The sequence below is a fragment of the Pseudomonas sp. BF-RE-22 genome (genome assembly GCF_019956155.1).
GTDB lineage: Bacteria > Pseudomonadota > Gammaproteobacteria > Pseudomonadales > Pseudomonadaceae > Aquipseudomonas > Aquipseudomonas migulae.
The window spans coordinates 19,983-39,700 of record NZ_JAHBDD010000023.1 but is presented as its reverse complement, the minus strand read 5'-3'; the positions used below and the strand labels follow the sequence as shown (position 1 = coordinate 39,700).

The following is a 19,718-nucleotide window of genomic DNA, read 5'->3' as shown; positions in this document are numbered from 1 at the left end:
GCGCTCGGAAAACGTGAAACGCGAACGGCCCTCCGGTGAAGGAGGGCCGGCCGGTGTTACAGCAAGATGGTGCGGATGTCCGCCAGCAGGCTGCTCAGACGCTGGGTGAAGCGTGCAGCAGCGGCGCCGTTGATCACACGGTGATCGTAGGACAGCGACAGCGGCAGCATCAGTTTCGGCTGGAAGGCTTTGCCGTCCCAGACTGGCTGGATGGTTGCCTTGGAAACACCGAGGATCGCCACTTCCGGCGCGTTGACGATCGGCGTGAAGCCGGTGCCGCCAATGTGGCCGAGGCTGGAAATGGTGAAGCAGGCGCCTTGCATGTCGTCAGCGGTGAGCTTCTTGTCGCGGGCTTTGGCAGCCAGCGCAGCGGCCTCGGCTGCCAGTTGCAACAGGCTCTTCTGGTCGACGTTCTTGATGACCGGAACCAGCAGGCCTTCAGGGGTGTCGACGGCGAAGCCGATGTTTACGTACTTCTTGCGGATGATCGCCTTGCCGCTTGGTGCCAGCGAACTGTTGAAGTCCGGCAGTTCCTTGAGCATGTGCGCGCAGGATTTGAGCAGCAGCGGCAGGATGGTCAGCTTGACGCCGGCCTTCTCTGCAACGGCTTTCTGAGCGATACGGAACGCTTCCAGCTCGGTGATATCAGCCGAATCGAACTGAGTCACGTGCGGGATGTTCAACCAGCTGCGGTGCAGGCTCGACGCGCCGATTTGCATCAGGCGAGTCATCGGCACTTCTTCGGTTTCACCGAAGCGGCTGAAGTCCACGACCGGAATCGGCGGGATGCCCGCGCCGCCGGTTGCGCCGGCAGCAGCGGCCGGTGCTTCCTTGGCCTTCTGCATCATGGCTTTGACGTAAACCTGCACGTCTTCTTTCAGCACACGACCGTGCGGGCCGCTTGGGCTGACCGCGCTCAGCTCGACGCCGAATTCGCGGGCCAGTTGGCGTACGGCAGGACCTGCGTGAACCTTGGCGCCCGACTTGGCCGGAGCCGCCGCAGGTGCTGGAGCAGCAGGAGCAGCGGCGGCTGGCGCAGGAGCGCTCGGTGCCGCAGCGGCTGGAGCCGACGCCGCAGCCGGGGCAGCAGCAGGCGCAGCGCCTTTGACTTTCAGCTTCAGGATCAGGTCGCCGGTACCGACTTCGTCATCCAGCTTGATGGAAATGCTTTCCACCACGCCAGCGGCAGGCGATGGGATTTCCATGCTCGCCTTGTCGGATTCCAGGGTGATCAGCGACTGATCGGCGGCGACGGTGTCACCGGCCTTGACCAGTACTTCGATGATCTTGGCCTTGCCCGCCGAACCGATGTCCGGGACGTGAATGTCCTGAACGCTGTCGGCAACCGGTGCGGCCGGGGCGGCAGCGGCTGGCGCAGGTGCAGCGGCAGGAGCAGCAGCCTGTGCTGGAGCGGCCGCAGCCGGTGCCGCAGCACCTGCCACTTCCAGGTCCAGAATCAGGTCGCCGGTGCCGACTTCGTCGTTGAGCTTGACGCTGATGGCTTTGATCACGCCAGCGGCAGGCGATGGAATTTCCATGCTCGCCTTGTCGGATTCCAGGGTGATCAGCGACTGATCAGCCTCGACGGTGTCGCCGACCTTGACCTGGATCTCGATGATCTGGGCCTTGCCCGCCGAACCGATGTCCGGCACGTGCACTTGCTGAACCGAAGCGGCAGCTGGCGCAGCAGCAGGAGCGGCCGGCGCTGGAGCAGCGGCCGGTTTCTCTGCGGCTTTGGCAGCAGGCGCGGCAGCCGCAGGGGCCGCAGCAGCACCTTCGACTTCCAGTTCCAGCAGTTCGTCGCCTTCTTTCAGGCGGTCGCCCAGCTTCACTTTCAGGCTCTTGATGATACCGGCCTTCGGCGCAGGCACTTCCATGCTCGCCTTGTCCGACTCAAGTGTCAGGATGCTCTGGTCGGCTTCGATACGGTCGCCGACCTTCACAAACAGTTCAATTACTTCACCTTCACCGCTGCCGATGTCAGGTACGCGAATGAGTTCGCTCACAGAATCTCTCCTCAGCAGTCCAGTGGGTTGCGTTTTTCCGGGTTGATACCGAACTTGGCGATGGCTTCAGCCACCACTTTAGGTTCGATGTCACCACGGTCAGCCAATGCTTCCAGGGCTGCCAACACCACGAAATGACGATCGACTTCGAAGAAGTGACGCAGCTTTTTGCGGCTGTCACTGCGGCCGAAACCGTCGGTGCCCAGGACTTTGAATTCCTTGGACGGGACCCACTGACGAATTTGCTCAGCGAACAGCTTCATGTAGTCGGTAGACGCGATGACCGGACCTTGACGGCCGTTCAGGCACTCTTCGACGTAGCTCAGTTTAGGCTTCTGGCCAGGGTGCAGACGGTTGGTGCGCTCGACGGCCAGGCCATCGCGACGCAGTTCGTTGAAGCTGGTAACGCTCCACACGTCGGCGCCAACGTTGAACTGTTCACGCAGGATCTTCGCCGCTTCACGGACTTCACGCAGGATGGTGCCGGAGCCCATCAGCTGAACGTGGTGCGCCGCTTCGCGGGTGTCTTCTTCGAGCAGGTACATGCCCTTGATGATGCCTTCCTCGACACCGGCCGGCATGGCTGGCTGCTGGTAGGACTCGTTCATCACGGTGATGTAGTAGAAAACGTCCTGCTGCTCTTCGGTCATCTTCTTCATGCCGTCCTGAATGATCACCGCCAGCTCGTAGCCGTAGGTTGGATCATAGGTGCGGCAGTTCGGGATGGTGGCAGCCAGGATGTGGCTGTGACCGTCTTCGTGTTGCAGGCCTTCGCCGTTCAGCGTGGTCCGGCCGGCGGTTCCGCCGATCAGGAAGCCACGGGTACGGCTGTCGCCGGCAGCCCAGGCCAGGTCGCCGATACGCTGGAAGCCGAACATCGAGTAGAAGATGTAGAACGGCAGCATTGGCTGGTTGTGGCTGGAGTACGAAGTACCGGCAGCGATGAAGGAGCTCATGGCGCCCGCTTCGTTGATGCCTTCTTCGAGGATCTGGCCCTTTTTGTCTTCCTTGTAGAACATCACCTGGTCTTTATCGACTGGCTCGTAGAGCTGGCCGACGGAGGAGTAGATGCCCAACTGACGGAACATGCCTTCCATACCGAAGGTACGGGCTTCGTCCGGGATGATCGGAACGATGCGCGGGCCGATTTCCTTGTCCTTGACCAGCTGCGCGAGGATCCGCACGAAGGCCATGGTGGTGGAAATTTCACGGTCGCCCGAGCCGTCGAGGATCGCCTTGAGCGTATCCAGCGATGGCGTCGGTACGCTGAAGCTCTGCGCGCGGCGCTGTGGCACGAAGCCGCCCAGTGCAGTGCGGCGCTCGCTCAGGTAGCGGGCTTCGGCGCTGTTTGGCTCTGGCTTGAAGAACGGCAGGTTTTCCAGCTCGTCGTCTTTGACCGGGATGTCGAAACGATCACGGAACAACTTCAGGCTGTCGACGTCGACTTTCTTGGTGTTGTGCGCAGTGTTTTTCGCTTCGCCGGCACCGGTGCCATAACCTTTGATGGTCTTGGCCAGGATGACGGTCGGTTGTTCTTTGTGGTTGACCGCTTCGTGGTACGCCGCGTAGACCTTGTACGGGTCGTGGCCGCCACGGTTGAGTTTCCAGATCTCGTCGTCGGACAGGTCTGCAACCATCGCCTTGAGTTCTGGCGTGTTGAAGAAGTGTTCACGCACGAACGCGCCGTCTTTGGCTTTGTAGTTCTGGTACTCGCCGTCGATGACTTCGTCCATGCGACGTTGCAGGATGCCGTCGACGTCTTTGGCCAGCAGTGGGTCCCAGAAACGGCCCCAGATGACTTTGGTCACGTTCCACTGAGCACCGCGGAACACGCCTTCGAGTTCCTGGATGATCTTGCCGTTGCCGCGAACCGGGCCGTCGAGGCGCTGCAGGTTGCAGTTGATGACGAAGATCAGGTTGTCGAGCTTCTCGCGGCCAGCCAGCGAGATCGCGCCCAGGGATTCCGGCTCGTCGCACTCGCCGTCGCCCAGGAAGCACCAGACTTTCTGCTTGCCTTCCGGAATGAAGCCACGGGCTTCCAGGTACTTCATGAAGCGCGCCTGGTAGATCGCCTGGATCGGGCCCAGACCCATGGATACAGTCGGGAACTGCCAGAAATCAGGCATCAGCCAAGGGTGCGGGTAGGACGACAGGCCCTGACCGTCCACTTCCTGGCGGAAGTTGTTCATCTGGTCTTCGGTGATGCGGCCTTCCATGAACGCACGGGCGTAAACGCCTGGCGAGGTGTGGCCCTGGAAGTAGATCAGGTCGCCGCCGTGTTCGTCGGTCGGGGCCTGGAAGAAATAGTTGAAGCCGATGTCGTACAGGGTTGCGCTGGAAGCGAAGCTGGAGATGTGACCGCCCAGGTCAGAATCTTTCAGGTTCGTGCGCATCACCATGGCCATCGCGTTCCAGCGTACCAGCGAGCGAATGCGGCGTTCCATGAACAGGTCGCCAGGCATGCGTGCTTCGTGGGTAACGGGAATGGTGTTGCGGTATGGCGTGGTGATGGCGTAAGGCAATTGCGAACCGCTGCGGGTTGCGAGTTCGCCCATACGGGTCATCAGATAGTGAGCACGGTCTTCGCCTTCTTTGTCGAGAACCGATTCCAGGGCGTCCAGCCATTCCTGGGTTTCGACGGGATCGAGGTCTTGCATGGCTTGCTCCAGGGCGGAAAGGCTTCCAGAATCGGTTGCCTGAGTTTGCGACTGGCCTTGTGGGCAGACGATATAAATTCTTGGATTGCCGAGAGGTAGGATTCGGCGGCGTGTAGTTTTACTACAAATCATCGGGCATTTCAGCTATTCGAATGTATATACGAGTAGTAAAACTACAGATGAGCGGCTTGTGGCCTCCGGCTACGTTGTGAGAATAATCGTTAAGGTTGGTCTTTTGCCAACCGAAAAAGGTGAAAGCTTGATGCTGCCTGCCAAAAATAAAGAAATTTCAGCTATTTCTAACCTTTGTTCGACAGTCGATCAGGTAGTGCAATTTGAAAATTCACTACATGCAGCCTCCTACACGCCGATCAAGGATAGACCATGAGCCTCCCTACGCTTGCTGAACTGCCCGGCATTCTCCTGCCGTTTGTCACCCGCGCCGAGCAGTCGTTCCGTGCGGCCGTCGAGGCTCTTGATGATGATCATGGCTTGTCCGCCTGGACGCCTGAGCGCTGGGCGCAATTCGCCCGCGTCACCGCCGCCAGCGACTTCGTGATTGAACAGAGCGTACGTGACCCTTTGATGTTGCTGGCGCTGGTGCAGTCCGGTGAGCTGGATCGCGGTTTTGCTCCCGGTGAGATGTGCGCGCAGATTGCGGCAGCGGTGAACGCGGCTGAAACCGAAGACGAGCTCGGTCGTGCCCTGCGCCGCCAGCGCACCCGCCATCAAGTGCGGATCATCTGGCGCGACCTGACCCGTCAGGCCGATCTGGTCCAGACCTGCCGCGACCTCTCGGACATGGCCGATGCGAGCATCGATCAGGCCTATCAGTGGTTGTACTCGCGGCATTGCCAGCAGTTTGGCGTGCCCACCGGCCGGCGCAGCGGCGAGCCGCAGCAAATGGTCATCCTCGGCATGGGCAAGCTTGGCGCGGTCGAGCTGAACCTGTCGTCGGACATCGACCTGATCTTCGCCTACCCCGAGGGCGGCGAAACCGTCGGCGTGAAGCGCTCGCTGGATAATCAGGAATTCTTCATCCGTCTCGGTCAGCGCGTGATCAAGGCGCTGGACCCGATGACTGTCGACGGCTTCGTGTTCCGCGTCGACATGCGCCTGCGCCCTTACGGTTCGTCGGGTGCGCTGGTGTTGAGCTTCAACGCGCTGGAGCAGTATTACCAGGATCAGGGCCGTGACTGGGAACGCTACGCGATGATCAAGTCGCGGGTGGTGGCCGGCGACCAGGTGGCTGGTGCGCAGCTGCAAGACATGCTGCGTCCGTTCGTTTACCGGCGTTACCTGGACTTCTCCGCCATCGAAGCGCTGCGCACGATGAAGCAGCTGATTCAGCAGGAAGTCCGGCGCAAGGGCATGGCCGACAACATCAAGCTCGGCTCCGGCGGCATCCGCGAAGTCGAGTTTATCGCCCAGGCGTTCCAACTGATCCACGGTGGCCGCGACCTGAGCCTGCAGCAACGTCCTCTATTAAAAGTACTGAGCACGCTGGAAGGTCAGGGTTACCTGCCGCCGGCGGTGGTCAGCGAGCTGCGCGAAGGCTACGAATTCCTGCGTTACACCGAGCACGCGATCCAGGCGATTGCCGACCGCCAGACGCAGATGTTGCCGGACGGGGCGCAGGATCAGGCGCGCATTGCCTTTATGCTGGGCTTCGCCGATTGGGACGCTTTCCATGAGCGGCTGATGTATTGGCGCGGTCGCGTGGCCTGGCACTTTGGCCAGGTGATCGCCGACCCTGATGAAGAGGAAGGCACCGAAAGCGAAGTGGTGGTCGGCGGTGAATGGCTGCCATTGTGGGAGGAGGCGCAGGACGAAGAGGCTGCTTGCCGTCAATTGGAGGAGGGCGGTTTCGCCGATGCCACCAAAGCGCTGAAAGCCTTGGCCAGCCTGCGCAGCAGCCCGCAATTGCGCGCGATGCAGCGTTTGGGCCGCGAACGCCTTGATGCGTTCATTCCACGGTTGCTGGCCCAGGCGGTCGAACACGCCAACCCGGACCTGGTGCTGGAGCGCGTGCTGCCACTGGTCGAAGCTGTGGCCCGACGCTCCGCGTACCTGGTGCTGCTGACTGAAAACCCCGGCGCGCTGCGACGTTTGCTGACCTTGTGCGCCGCGAGCCCGTGGATCGCTGAACAGATCACGCGCTTCCCGCTGCTGCTCGATGAATTGCTCAACGAAGGCCGGTTGTTCAAGCCGCCCTTGGCGCCGGAACTGGCCGCCGAGTTGCGCGAGCGCCTGACACGAATCCCCGAGGACGACCTCGAACAACAAATGGAAGCCCTGCGCCATTTCAAACTGGCGCACCGTTTGCGCGTCGCCGCGTCGGAAATCGCCGGCAGCCTGCCGCTGATGAAAGTCAGTGATTACCTGACCTGGCTCGCTGAAGCGATCCTCGAACAAGTGCTTGCCCTGGCCTGGCGCCAGACCGTGGCCAAGTACGGCACGCCGCAACGCACCGATGGCACCTTGTGCGATCCCGGCTTCATCATTGTCGGTTACGGGAAAGTCGGCGGTCTGGAACTCGGGCATGGTTCGGACCTGGACCTGGTGTTCATTCACGATGGCGATCCGCAGGCAGAAACCGACGGGCCGAAACCGATCGACGGCGCGCAATTTTTCACCCGGCTGGGGCAGCGGATCATTCACTTGCTCACCGCCCAGACCAACTCCGGTCAGCTGTATGAGGTGGACATGCGCCTGCGACCATCCGGTGCTTCGGGCCTGCTGGTGAGTTCGCTCGGGGCGTTTGCCCGTTATCAGGAAAACGAAGCCTGGACCTGGGAACATCAGGCGCTGGTACGGGCGCGGGTGCTGGTGGGCAGTCAGGATGTCGGCCAGGCGTTCGAGAAGGTTCGTGCGGCGATATTGGGCAAAGTTCGGGATTTACCGACCTTGCGTCAGGAAGTCAGCGAGATGCGCGCGAAGATGCGCGATAACCTTGGCAGCAAGAGCACCGCGGCCGGCACCGGGGCGAATGCCTTCGAAGCCACGGCGCCGTTCGATCTCAAGCAGGACGCGGGAGGTATCGTCGATATTGAATTTATGGTGCAATACGCGGCTCTGGCGTGGTCCGAAACACACCCGCCATTGCTGCGCTGGACCGACAATATCCGCATTCTGGAAGAGCTGGAACACGAAGGGCTGATGCCCGCCGAAGACGCCAGCCTGTTGCGCGAGGCCTATAAAGCCTACCGCTCCGCCGCGCACCGGCAGGCCTTGCAGAAGGACGCCGGGGTGATACCGGGCGACCAGTTCGCGGACGAGCGGCGGCAGGTGTTGCGGATCTGGCGCGAGCTGGGACTAAGCTGAAACCGGACAGTGGCAGCACCGAATACCCCTGTAGGAGCAAGCTTACTCGCGATGGCGGAGTGTCAGTCACCATCAATGTTGAATGTGATGGCCTCATCGCGAGCAAGCTTGCTCCTACAGTAGATCTGCGTTGTTTTGTAAATTGAGGCAGCTAAGCTGCACCGCACTGGATGTGCACCAATACCCAATGTGGGAGCAAACTCCCACAGTAGATCTGCAGTGTTTTGTAGAATTCTCGAGGCGGGGAGGCGTATGCCTCCCCGGTTCGTTTTTGGAAACCACATGAAAATTCTGATCGTTGGGCCCAGTTGGGTCGGTGACATGGTGATGGCGCAGACACTGTTTCAGTGTCTCAAGCAACGCCACCCGCAATGCGAAATCGACGTGCTGGCCCCCGAGTGGAGCCGGCCGATTCTTGAGCGCATGCCCGAAGTTCGCCAGGCCTTGAGCTTTCCGCTCGGCCACGGCGCGCTGGAGCTGGCGACGCGTCGGCGCATCGGCAAATCCCTGGCCGGTCAGTACGACCAGGCGATCCTGCTGCCCAATTCCCTGAAGTCGGCGCTGGTGCCGTTCTTCGCCGGCATCCCGAAACGCACCGGCTGGCGTGGCGAGTTCCGCTACGGCCTGCTCAATGACGTGCGCACGCTGGACAAAGAACGTTACCCGCTGATGATCGAGCGCTTCATGGCGCTGGCGTACGAGCCCGGCCTTGAACTGCCGAAACCGTATCCGCGCCCGAGCTTGCAGATCGATCCGGTCACCCGCGAAGCGGCGCTGGCCAAATTCGGCCTGAGCCTCGACCGTCCGGTGTTGGCGCTGTGCCCCGGTGCCGAGTTTGGCGAGTCCAAGCGCTGGCCGTCCGAGCATTACGCCCAGGTCGCCGAGGCGAAGATTCGCGAAGGCTGGCAAGTCTGGCTGTTCGGTTCGAAAAACGATCACGCCGTGGGCGAAGACATTCGCGCGCGGCTGATTCCCGGCCTGCGTGAAGAGTCGGTGAACCTCAGCGGCGGTACGTCCCTGGCCGAGGCTATCGACCTGATGTCCTGCGCGGACTCGGTGGTGTCCAACGATTCCGGCCTGATGCACGTCGCGGCGGCACTGAACCGCCCGTTGGTGGCGGTGTACGGTTCGACGTCGCCGGGCTTCACGCCACCGCTGGCCGAACATGTCGAGATCGTGCGCCTGGGCATCGAATGCAGCCCGTGCTTTGATCGCACGTGCCGCTTTGGTCATTACAACTGCCTGCGCCAGCTGATGCCGCAAGCGGTGAACGAAGCCTTGCAGCGGTTGCAGGGCACTGTGGTCGAGGTCAAATAGTTTGCGGGTTCTGCTGATCAAGACTTCTTCGCTGGGCGACGTGATTCATGCGTTGCCGGCGTTGACCGACGCATCCCGGGCGATTCCCGGCATCACGTTCGACTGGGTGGTGGAAGAAGGTTTCGCCGAGATCCCGACCTGGCACCCGGCCGTGGGCAAGGTGATTCCGGTGGCGATCCGTCGCTGGCGCAAGAACATCTGGCAAACCATCAAGAGTGGCGAGTGGAAGCGCTTCAAGCAAAGCGTTCGCGCCACGAAATATGATCTGGTGATTGACGCGCAAGGCCTGTTGAAAAGCGCGTTGCTGACCCGCTACGTCAAGGCGCCGGTGGCGGGCCTGGATAAAGGATCGGCGCGAGAGCCGATTGCTGCGCGTTTTTATGACCGACGCCTGGCGGTGGCCCGTGGTCAACACGCGGTGGAGCGAGTGCGTCAGCTGTTCGCCATCGCCCTGGGTTACGACTTGCCAAAAGGTCTGGGCGATTACGGTCTGAACGTCGAGCGCCTGGTGGAATTGCCGCGCAAGAATCCTTACGTGCTGTTCCTGCACGGCACCACCTGGGACACCAAGCACTGGCCTGAAGCCTATTGGCGCGAACTGGCCGAGCGCGTTGGCTATCTGGGCGTCGGCGTGAAGCTGGCGTGGGGCAATCCGGCCGAGAAGGCCCGGGCTGAACGCATCGCCAAAGACATGCGCCACGTCGAAGTGCTGCCCAAGTTGAACCTGGCGGGCATCGGCAAAGTGCTGGCCGGTGCGCAAGCGTGCGTGGCGGTGGACACCGGTCTTGGTCACCTCGCGGCCGCACTCGATGTGCCAACGCTGTCGCTGTTCGGTCCGACCAACCCTGGCCTGACCGGCGCGTATGGCAAGGCGCAGATTCACATGGCCAGCGATTTCCCCTGCGCACCCTGCCTGCAAAAGAAATGCACCTATCAACCGACGGCCGAAGATGCCCGCCGGTTTGACCTGAAACGCGAGTCGCCGCTGTGCTTCACGCGTTTGAATCCCGAGCGTGTCGCGACCCGACTGAGCACGTTGTTACTGGCTGAGGAGCTGCGCTGATGCAATTGGCATTCGTCTTGTACAAGTACTTTCCGTTCGGGGGCTTGCAGCGCGATTTCATGCGCATTGCCCTGGAATGCCAGCAGCGCGGTCATCAGATTCGTGTCTACACGCTGATCTGGGAGGGCGATATCCCGCCGGGTTTCGAAGTGCTGGTGGCGCCGGTCAAGGCGTTCTTCAATCATCGTCGCAACGAGAAACTCAGCGAGTGGATGGAGGCCGATCTGGCCAAGCGTCCGGTGGACCGTCTGATCGGTTTCAACAAAATGCCAGGCCTGGACGTCTACTACGCCGCCGACGGCTGCTTCGAAGACAAGGCGCAGAACCTGCGCAACTCGCTGTACCGTCGTTGGGGCCGCTACCGGCACTTCGCCGAGTACGAGCGCGCGGTGTTCGCCAAGGACGCCAAGACAGAAGTGCTGATGATCTCCGAAGTCCAGCAGCCGCTGTTCATCAAGCATTACGACACGCCGCTGGAACGCTTCCATTTGCTGCCGCCGGGCATTTCTCAGGACCGTCGTGCGCCACCGAATGCGGCTGAGATTCGTGCCGGGTTCCGTCGTGAATTCAACCTGCAGGACGACGAGTTGTTGCTGGTGCAGATCGGCTCCGGGTTCAAGACCAAGGGCGTGGATCGCAGCCTCAAGGCGCTGGCCGCATTGCCCGCTGACCTGAAGAAACGCACCCGGCTGTTTGTAATTGGCCAGGATGACCCCAAGTTATTCCAGGTGCAGAGCGCCACCTTGGGGCTCGGCGACAACGTGACGTTCCTCAAGGGTCGTAGTGATATCCCGCGTTTTCTGCTGGGTGCCGACCTGTTGATCCACCCGGCGTACAACGAAAACACCGGGACCGTGTTGCTCGAAGCCCTGGTGGCCGGGTTGCCGGTACTGGTCAGCGCCGTGTGCGGTTACGCCCATTACATCGCCGAGGCCGACGCGGGCCTGGTGCTGGACGAACCCTTCGATCAGGCGCAACTGACGCAATACCTGACCCGCATGTTGAACGACGCTCAAGCACGGGCGGCCTGGAGCCGCAATGGTCTGGCCTTCGCCGAGACGGCCGACCTCTACAGCATGCCGCAACACGCGGCCGATGTGATTCTGGCGGAGCACGCTAAATGAAGTTGATGCTGGCTGAACCGTTCAAGAGCCTTTGGGCAGGACGCGACCCGTTCGCCGAAGTCGAAGGCTTGCAGGGCGAGGTTTATCGCGAGCTGGAAGCGCGCCGGACCTTGCGCACCGAAGTGAACGGCCATGGTTTTTTCGTGAAGATCCACCGTGGCATTGGCTGGGGCGAGATCTTCAAGAACCTGCTGACCGCCAAACTGCCGGTGCTCGGTGCGGGCCAGGAGTGGAAAGCCATTCAGCGCCTGCAGGAAGTCGGTGTGCCGACCATGACCGCTGTCGCCTACGGTGAAAAGGGCAGCAACCCGGCGGACCAGCATTCGTTCATCGTTACCGAAGAGCTGGCGCCGACCGTCAGCCTCGAAGATTTCAGTATCGACTGGGTCAAGCAACCGCCGGAACCCAAACTCAAGCGCGCGCTGATCGCCGAAGTCGCGCGCATGACCGGCATGATGCACCGCGCCGGGGTCAACCATCGCGACTGCTACATCTGCCACTTCCTGTTGCACACCGATAAACCGGTGACCGCCGACGATTTCAAACTTTCGGTGATCGACCTGCACCGCGCCCAGACCCGCCCGACGATTACCCAGCGCTGGCGTAACAAGGATCTGGCGGCGCTGTACTTCTCGGCCCTGGACATCGGCTTGACCCAGCGCGACAAATTGCGTTTCCTCAAGGGCTACTTCCAGCAACCGCTGCGCCAGGTTCTGTCGGAAGAAGCGGGGCTGCTCGCCTGGCTGGAAGGCAAGGCCAACAAACTCTACGACCGTAAACAGCGATACGGGGATGCGCTCTGATGTCGGGCTGGAAACTGGAACCTGCTTATAGCGAGCTGGCAGAAGATTTCGGCAGCCTTGAAGCGGTGTTTGCGCTTAAGGGCGAGCGACTGACTCACGATCCGTTGTCCGAAGTCATCCGCGTCAATCGCAATGGCGTCAACTATTACGTCAAGCGTTACGTCGGCGCGGGCAAGGGCTTGCGCCGTTATCTGGGCAAGCCGCGGGTGAAAATGGAGTGGCAGAACCTCAAGCGCTTCGCGAAATGGGGCATTCCCACTGCTGAAGTGGTGGCCTGGGGGCTGGAGCGGCGTGGTGCGGCGTACGCTCGCGGGGCGATGATTACCCTTGAACTGCCGCATACCGTAGACCTGTCCATCCTGGCTGAACGGCATGATCCAAAACTGGCGGACCGCGCCTGGGTCGATCATGTCAGTCGGCAATTGGCCGGTTACACCCGGACCATGCACGACCACCGCTTCACCCATAACGATCTGAAGTGGCGCAACCTGTTGATCGACGACCAGGCCCGGCTGTTCCTGATCGATTGCCCCAACGGTAATTTCTGGCGCGGCTTCTGGCTCAAGTACCGTATCACCAAGGATCTGGCGTGCCTGGACAAGGTCGCCAAGTATCAGCTGTCGGCGACTCAACGCCTGCGCTTTTACCTGCAATACAGCCAACGGACACGACTCAATGCCGCCGACAAAAAACGGATCCGGCACGTGGTTAGATTTTTCGAGGGACGCGAATGACTGATTTTCTGGCTGCTGAAGACCGTGCGCTACTGGAGCGCCACGGCCTCGGCAACTTCGATGCGCTTTGGGCCAGGCAGCTTGATGCCGTGGATGAGCCCAACACCGTGCGCGGTGGCTGGAGCAGCGTGTTTCGGCTGGATCTTGAAGGTCACGGCTTCTACCTAAAACGGCAAAGCAACTACCAGATGCGCACGTTGCATGCGCCGTTTGGCGAACCCAGTTTTGCCCGGGAGTTTCGCAACATCAGTCGTTATGAAAAGCTTGGCATTCCGGCGCTGAAAGCGGCGTTCTTCGGTGAGCGCAAAGTCGATGGCGAAGTCCGGGCGATTCTGCTGACCCGTGCGCTGGACGGTTGGGATGACCTGGATTCGCTGTTGCAGCGCTGGTCGGAGTTAAGTGGCGCGCAGCACTCGGCGATTTTGCAGGCGTGTGGCGAGCTGGCTCGGCGCCTGCACGCGGCGCGTCAGGTTCATGGCTGCTTCTATCCCAAACACATTTTTCTGCGGGCCACAGGCGACGGTTACCAGGCTCAATTGATCGACCTGGAGAAAACCCGGCCGCTGCTGTGGGGCCGACGTGACCGGGTCAAGGATCTGGAACCGTTGACGCGGCGGGCGCCCGAGTGGAGCGATGCGCAGGTGCGTGAATTACTGGCCGCTTACCTGGATCAATCGCAGGACAGTTCGCTGATCGACAGCTGGCTGGCGCGACTGACCGCGCGGCGCAGCCACAAGGAGGCGCGCTGATGCGTTTGTCCGAACTGAAAAACACCGGCCGTAGCCCGGCTCTGCCGCTGAGCGTTTCACTGGCCGATGCCGCCGGTCCTGCCGAGTTGCAATTGTTGAGTCTGTTGCGGGTGTTGCCGGGCCAGCGTTATGTCGGCGCCGGTGTCTGGCGTGGTCGTCCGGTGCTGGCCAAGTTGTTGGTCGGCACCAAGGCGGCCCGGCATTTTCAGCGAGAACTGGACGGTGTTCGCTTGCTCGCCGCTCAAGGTCTGACCACGCCGCAGCTGCTGGCCGACGGCTTGAAGGACGGCGAGGGCGGCTGGCTGCTGTTCGATTTCCTTGAAGGCGCCGAGAGCCTGGGGGATACCTGGAAACAGGTCGAGCACTTGCCGGTGCTCGCGGATGGGCAAGGGGCCGTGTTGGCCGAGGCGTTGGGCGCGATCGGCCAGATGCACCGCAAAGGGCTGTGGCAGGAAGACCTGCACCTGGACAACCTGCTGCGCCAGGGCGGTCGACTGTATCTGATCGACGGCGCCGGGATCTGTAGCGAAACCCCCGGCCAGCCATTGTCGCGGCAGAAAGTCCTGGAAAACCTCGGGGTGTTTTTCGCCCAGTTGCCCAAGGCGCTGGAGCCTTTCACCGAAGAATTGCTGGTCTATTACCTGCTGAGCAATGGCGAGCATGCCTTGCCCATGGAAGCGTTGCAGAAACAGATCGACAAGGTCCGCAGCTGGCGCCTCAAGGACTTCCTGATCAAGGTCGGACGCGAATGCACGCTGTTCAGTGTGCAGCGCGGGGCCTTCGGGTTGCGGGCGATTCGCCGCGAGGAAGAAACAGCGATGTTGCCGGTGCTGGAGCAGGCCGATGCATTGCTCGATCAGGGCCATCTGTACAAGACCGGCGGCGCGGCGAGTGTCGGAAAAGTCGCGGTGGACGGTCGGACGCTGGTAATCAAGCGCTACAACATCAAAGGCTTTGCCCACTGGCTCAAGCGCTTCTGGCGCCCGAGCCGTGCCTGGCACTCATGGCGCGAAGGCAATCGGCTGGCATTCCTTGGTTTTGCCACGCCGAAACCGCTGGCCGTGCTGGAAAAACGTTTTCTCTGGTTGCGCAGCCGGGCGTATCTGGTGACCGAGCATTTGGCGGGGCCGGACATCATCGAGCGGTTTGCGCCGTACGTTGAAAGCGGTGAAGCGCCCGAGGCAGAGCTGGTGGCGCTGGATCAGTTGTTTGCAGAGCTGATTCGCGAGCGGATCAGTCATGGCGACTTCAAGGGCCACAACCTGTTCTGGCAGGAAGATCGCTGGGCACTGATCGATCTGGACGCGATGCGTCAGCACGGCTCGCTCGCCAGCTTCGCCCCGGCGTATGCGCGGGACCGGGCGCGGTTCATGCGCAATTGGCCTGAGAGCAGCGCGCTGTATCAGGTTATCGATCAGCGGTTGCCCAAAGAAATCGCCAGCGCTGCCTGAATTTCCTGCAGGGTCTGCGGCAAACACACATTCTGTTCCCGCCGCAGATCCTGTAGGAGCGAGCCTGCTCGCGATGGGGCCGGCACAGCCACCGGAGATCAGGCGGACAAGTTCTTATGAAATGTCCTACATGATCCCCAGACCCCATGAACTGTGCCCTGAATAGCCGCAATGCTAGTTTGCCTGACGTTCATGGAGGGCAAATCTTGACGATCAAAACGGCTGTTCTGCTCGGCACATTCTCACTGGCGCTATCTGGCTGCGGTACCGCCGTCACCGTCCTGCAAAATGACGAAGACGCGGCGCGTGACCTGCGCAAACAAAAAACCTACTGCCAGTCCATCCCGCGAATCTACAGCGGGATGGCCTACGATTTTTGTGTGCTGAATGCACCGCCAGACCCCACGGGTTTTCTTGTACCACTGGTTTTGCTGGACCTGGCATTGTCCGGTGCGCTGGACACCGTTGCCTTGCCGTACACGATTTACCGGCAAGGGGTCGATGGCAATCTCAGGATTTACTGGCGGCCGGGTCGCGGATGATCCTGGCCGTGCGTCCTGGCCTTGGGTCATGTTTACGCCGCTGATAACCGTAGGGTCATTCCCGGCATGTTTACGCTATAATCCCGCCCTTTAGCTGTCTCTCGCCCCTTGCGAGGGCACATTAATTTTTGAGGCGCGTTGCGCCTGCATGCAGACTAAAGAGGCTAGACCCCTGTGGCATTGACGATTCTTGGCCTGTCCGGCGCCCTTAGCCATGATCCTTCCGCAGCCTTGTACATCGACGGCAAGCTGGTCGCGGCGGCTGAAGAAGAGCGCTTTGTGCGCGATAAACATGCAAAGAACCGCATGCCATACGAATCGGCGAAGTTCTGCCTCGAGCAGGCGGGCATCAAGCCGTCCGACGTTGACGTGGTTGCGATTCCGTTCGCCCCGATCAGCCTGTTCGGCAAGGCGCGCTGGCACTACGCCAAGCGTTACTGGTACGCCCCGGACCGCGCCCTCGACGCGATCCTGATGGGCAACCGTCGCTACAAGCGCTATCGCAACAAGATCGTCTGGTGCCTGGAGCAACTGGGCTTCGACCCGAAGAAAATCAAGATCGAGCCCGTCGAGCATCACCTGGCTCACGCTTCCAGCGCTTACCACTGCTCCGGTTTCAAAGAGAAAACCGCGATCCTCGGCATCGACGGCAAGGGTGAGTACGCCACGACCTTCTTCGGTTACGGCGAAAACGGCAAGATCCACAAGATCAAGGAATTCTTCGATCCGGATTCCCTCGGCGGCCTGTACGGTGCGATCACCGAGTTCCTCGGTTTCGAAATGCTCGACGGCGAATTCAAGGTCATGGGCATGGCGCCGTACGGCGACGCCAGCAAGTACGACTTCTCGCGTCTGGCCTCGTTCGAGAACGGCGAGCTGGTGATCAACACCGACTACGCCAACGTCATCGGCCTGCGCCGTTATAAAGAGAAGGGCAAGGGTTTCTACTTCTCGCCGAAGCTGATCGAGTGGCTGGGTCCCAAGCGCGAAGGCGATATCGCCGACGAGCCGTACATTCACTACGCCGCGAGCATGCAAGCGCTGTTCGAGAAACTGGCGTTGCAGATGATCGACCATTACCTGGGCGACGTACTCAAGGAAACCGGCAAGCTGGCCTTCGCCGGCGGCTGTGCGTTGAACGTCAAGCTCAACCAGAAAATCATCGCCCGTGACGACGTCAAAGAGCTGTTCGTCCAGCCTGCGTCCGGCGATGCCGGCACCGCGGTCGGCGCGGCGGCTTACGTGTCTCACGCCCGTGGCGTGCCGGTCGAGAAGATGGAACACGTCTACCTCGGCCCGTCGTACAGCAACGAAGACGTGCTGGCAGCATGCGCCCGTCACCCGAGCAAGCCGGTATGGCGCAAGCTCGAGAACATGCCGGAAAACATTGCCAAAATCATGGTCGATGGCAACCCGGTTGCGTGGTTCCAAGGCCGTATGGAATTCGGTCCGCGTGCCTTGGGCGGTCGTTCGATCATCGGTTGCCCGAGCGCGACCGGCGTGGCTGACCGCATCAACCACCAGATCAAGTTCCGCGAGCGCTGGAGGCCTTTCTGCCCGTCGATGCTCGACACCGTCGCACCGCAGATGATCAAGATCGATCACCCGGCGCCGTTCATGACCTTCACCTTCGAAGTGGCTGAAGAGTGGAAAACCCGCGTGCCGGAAGTCGTCCACGAAGACGGCACGTCCCGGGCCCAGGTGCTCAAGCGCGAATACAACCCGCGCTACTACGACATGATGAAGGCGCTGGAAGTGCTGACCGGCAACGGCGTGTCGCTGAACACTTCGCTCAACCGTCGTGGCGAGCCGATGATCTGCTCGCCGACGGATGCCCTGAACATGTTCTTCGGCTCCGACCTGCAGTATCTGATCATGGAAGACATCCTGGTGGTCAAAGAGGGCGCGGACGCATATGACACGCTCGGCTGAACGCCATGTGCTGCAGTTCTGTCACGGCTATGACGGGCCGTTTCTGGACTGCGCCCGGCAGTACGCCAGCCTGTTCGCGGGGACCGGATATCGAGTGACCACGGTGTTTCTGACCGGGGTTGCAGACAGCGAGGTTGCCGCGGGCTGTGCTTCCGATGAAGTGTTGTTCATGGAATACAGCTCCAAGGCCATTCGTGGCCTGAAGCTGGGTGCCATCGGCGATCTGCGCAAGATCGCCGCTTCGCGCAACTTCAGCTTCTGCATCGCTCATCGTTTCAAGCCGATCTACATCGCCTTGCTGGGCACTTCGTTGCCGGTCATCGGTGTGCATCATGCGTTTGATGACTACAAGCGCGGCACTCGCAAGCTCTTCGCCCATATTTTCCGCAAGCGACTGAGCCTGCTCGGGGTTTCCGACGCTGTGCGCGATGACATGCGCGGTTGCTTGCCGAAATGGCCGGCCGGGCGGATTCAGACACTCTATAACCGCATCGATGTGCAAACCTTGCAAGACAGCCAGGTGTCCGTTCGTGAAGCCCGGGAAACCCTGGGGTTGTCGATGGATGCCTGGGTTGTCGGCAACGTCGGACGGCTGCATCCGGACAAGGATCAGGCCACGTTGCTGGAAGGTTTTGCGACGGCTCTGCCGGGTTTGCCGGCTAACAGCCAACTGGTCGTTTTGGGTACCGGTCGGCTGGAGCAGGACCTCAAGGCCCAGGCCCGCGAGTTGGGCATTGGCGATCGCGTACTGTTCCTTGGGCAGGTGCCCGAGGCTCGGCGTTATTTCCGTGCCTTCGATGTGTTTGCCCTGAGTTCCGATCACGAGCCGTTCGGCATGGTGCTGCTGGAGGCCATGGCTGCCGGCGTGCCGTTGCTCGCCACGGCGTGTGGCGGCGCGAAGGAAGTGGTGGAAGGCGTTGGCATTCTGTTCCCGTTGGGCGATGCCGGGCACCTGGCTCAAGGGCTGCACCATCTGGCCGCAATGGATGAGCAACAACGTCGCCAGTGCGCCGAGCTGATGCTCGACCGCCTGCGTGAGCGCTTCTCCGACCGTGCCGTACGCGATGCTTTCTGGCGTTTGCCACACGTTACCGAACTGGCGCCGAGGGGCTGATGCTCAACCGACTACAAGGCTGGCGCGAGCGTGGCTGGGCGGTGGTCGATGCCTCGACTTACGCCGAGGCCTGGAACCGTTATGGCGGCAGCGTCGCGACGCATCCGATGGTCGTCGAACGACTGGCTCATTTGGCCGGCATTCCCGTGCGCTATCTGGCCTGGGCGCAAAACGGTGACGTCCAGGCGGCCATCCCGACCTGGGGGCGCGACCTTGCCTTGTCCAAGGACGTGCTCAAGCGCAACGGTAAAAAAGGCCTGTTCGACCTCGGCAACGCCGAGCTCATCCTGCCGGCCGCTGCTGATACGCAAGCGCCCCTGCGCCATCGCGCCCGTTATCTGTCAGCACTGAATGAAGGCCGGTTCGCCGGCATCAGGTTGCAGACTGAGCAATTGGCCATGGCCCGTACTCCGGAAGAGCTGTCGAAAAAGTTTCGCTACAACCAGCGCCGCGAATTGCGCTTGCTGGAGGAGGCGGGCGGCGTGGTGCGGCCGGTCAGCGAGTTTTCCAGCCGCGAACTGGCCGCGATTTATTGCGACCTGTTTCAGCGTCGCTGGGGCTTTGCGGCCACCGGTGCCGAGCGCATGGGTGAAGTGATCGAGTTGTTGCGTGACTTGTTGATCGGTTCGGTGATTTTCCTCAACGACGCGCCAATCGCGATTCAACTGGTCTACCGCGTTGAAGCGCCGCAATGGATCAGTGTCGAGTACATCAATGGTGGCGTGGATCCGCAAACCCGCGAATTCAGCCCTGGCAGCGTGCTGAGCTTTCTCAATACGCAAAGTGCCTGGGAGCATGCGCGAGCGCTGGACAAGCCCCTGCGCTTCTCCTTCGGTCGCGCCGATCGTGAATACAAGGATCGCTGGTGCAATCCTGTGCCAGTCTTCACCGTATGAGCCAAT

General features: G+C 61.1%; 15 protein-coding genes. 13 read left to right on the top strand and 2 right to left on the bottom strand.

What is annotated here, in order from left to right; translation table 11 throughout:
- Window positions 1–56: 56 nt before the first annotated feature.
- Window positions 57–2,006, bottom strand: coding sequence for a dihydrolipoyllysine-residue acetyltransferase (gene aceF / locus KGA82_RS14480; protein WP_223450919.1), 1,950 nt, complete (start codon window positions 2,004–2,006; stop codon window positions 57–59).
- A gap of 11 nt (window positions 2,007–2,017) precedes the next feature.
- Entirely contained in the window at window positions 2,018–4,663 is a 2,646-nt protein-coding gene (gene aceE / locus KGA82_RS14475) for a pyruvate dehydrogenase (acetyl-transferring), homodimeric type (RefSeq protein WP_008027850.1), read from the bottom strand.
- Between the two features lie 190 nt (window positions 4,664–4,853).
- Here aceE and KGA82_RS14470 point away from each other — a divergent pair, with 190 nt between their 5' ends.
- The 13 genes from KGA82_RS14470 to KGA82_RS14410 all read left to right on the top strand — a co-directional run bounded on the left by KGA82_RS14470 (window position 4,854) and on the right by KGA82_RS14410 (window position 19,712).
- Window positions 4,854–5,051 (top strand): hypothetical protein, encoded by a 198-nt coding sequence (locus tag KGA82_RS14470; protein ID WP_157214357.1) that lies wholly within the window; start codon window positions 4,854–4,856, stop codon window positions 5,049–5,051.
- Window positions 5,048–7,987 (top strand): bifunctional [glutamate--ammonia ligase]-adenylyl-L-tyrosine phosphorylase/[glutamate--ammonia-ligase] adenylyltransferase, encoded by a 2,940-nt coding sequence (gene glnE / locus KGA82_RS14465; protein ID WP_223450917.1) that lies wholly within the window; start codon window positions 5,048–5,050, stop codon window positions 7,985–7,987. Before KGA82_RS14470 ends, glnE begins: the two co-directional genes overlap by 4 nt.
- Window positions 7,988–8,269: 282 nt before the next feature.
- Entirely contained in the window at window positions 8,270–9,304 is a 1,035-nt protein-coding gene (waaF, locus tag KGA82_RS14460) for a lipopolysaccharide heptosyltransferase II (protein ID WP_192226899.1), read from the top strand.
- Window position 9,305: 1 nt separating this feature from the next.
- Window positions 9,306–10,367, top strand: a complete 1,062-nt coding sequence (waaC, locus tag KGA82_RS14455) for a lipopolysaccharide heptosyltransferase I (protein WP_008027853.1) — start codon at window positions 9,306–9,308, stop codon at window positions 10,365–10,367.
- Window positions 10,367–11,491: a glycosyltransferase family 4 protein gene (locus KGA82_RS14450; RefSeq protein WP_223450911.1), complete on the top strand. Its 1,125-nt coding sequence runs from the start codon at window positions 10,367–10,369 to the stop codon at window positions 11,489–11,491. Before waaC ends, KGA82_RS14450 begins: the two co-directional genes overlap by 1 nt.
- Window positions 11,488–12,294, top strand: coding sequence for a lipopolysaccharide core heptose(I) kinase RfaP (gene rfaP / locus KGA82_RS14445; protein WP_008040354.1), 807 nt, complete (start codon window positions 11,488–11,490; stop codon window positions 12,292–12,294). The genes KGA82_RS14450 and rfaP overlap by 4 nt, the downstream gene beginning before the upstream one ends.
- Entirely contained in the window at window positions 12,294–13,028 is a 735-nt protein-coding gene (locus KGA82_RS14440; RefSeq protein ID WP_008027856.1) for a lipopolysaccharide kinase InaA family protein, read from the top strand. The genes rfaP and KGA82_RS14440 overlap by 1 nt, the downstream gene beginning before the upstream one ends.
- Entirely contained in the window at window positions 13,025–13,777 is a 753-nt protein-coding gene (locus KGA82_RS14435) for a lipopolysaccharide kinase InaA family protein (protein ID WP_192226900.1), read from the top strand. Before KGA82_RS14440 ends, KGA82_RS14435 begins: the two co-directional genes overlap by 4 nt.
- A complete protein-coding gene (locus KGA82_RS14430; protein WP_223450909.1) occupies window positions 13,777–15,228 on the top strand; it encodes a lipopolysaccharide kinase InaA family protein in 1,452 nt (483 codons plus the stop codon). The genes KGA82_RS14435 and KGA82_RS14430 overlap by 1 nt, the downstream gene beginning before the upstream one ends.
- 206 nt (window positions 15,229–15,434) lie before the next feature.
- On the top strand, window positions 15,435–15,770 hold the full coding sequence (locus KGA82_RS14425) for a YceK/YidQ family lipoprotein (protein ID WP_008027859.1): 336 nt from the start codon (window positions 15,435–15,437) through the stop codon (window positions 15,768–15,770).
- Window positions 15,771–15,944: 174 nt separating this feature from the next.
- Window positions 15,945–17,702, top strand: coding sequence for a carbamoyltransferase (locus KGA82_RS14420; protein ID WP_008027860.1), 1,758 nt, complete (start codon window positions 15,945–15,947; stop codon window positions 17,700–17,702).
- On the top strand, window positions 17,686–18,816 hold the full coding sequence (locus KGA82_RS14415; RefSeq protein WP_223450907.1) for a glycosyltransferase: 1,131 nt from the start codon (window positions 17,686–17,688) through the stop codon (window positions 18,814–18,816). Before KGA82_RS14420 ends, KGA82_RS14415 begins: the two co-directional genes overlap by 17 nt.
- Window positions 18,816–19,712 carry an antimicrobial resistance protein Mig-14 gene (locus KGA82_RS14410; RefSeq protein ID WP_223450906.1) on the top strand — a complete coding sequence of 299 codons (897 nt, stop codon included), beginning with the start codon at window positions 18,816–18,818 and terminating at the stop codon, window positions 19,710–19,712. Before KGA82_RS14415 ends, KGA82_RS14410 begins: the two co-directional genes overlap by 1 nt.
- Window positions 19,713–19,718: the final 6 nt, after the last annotated feature.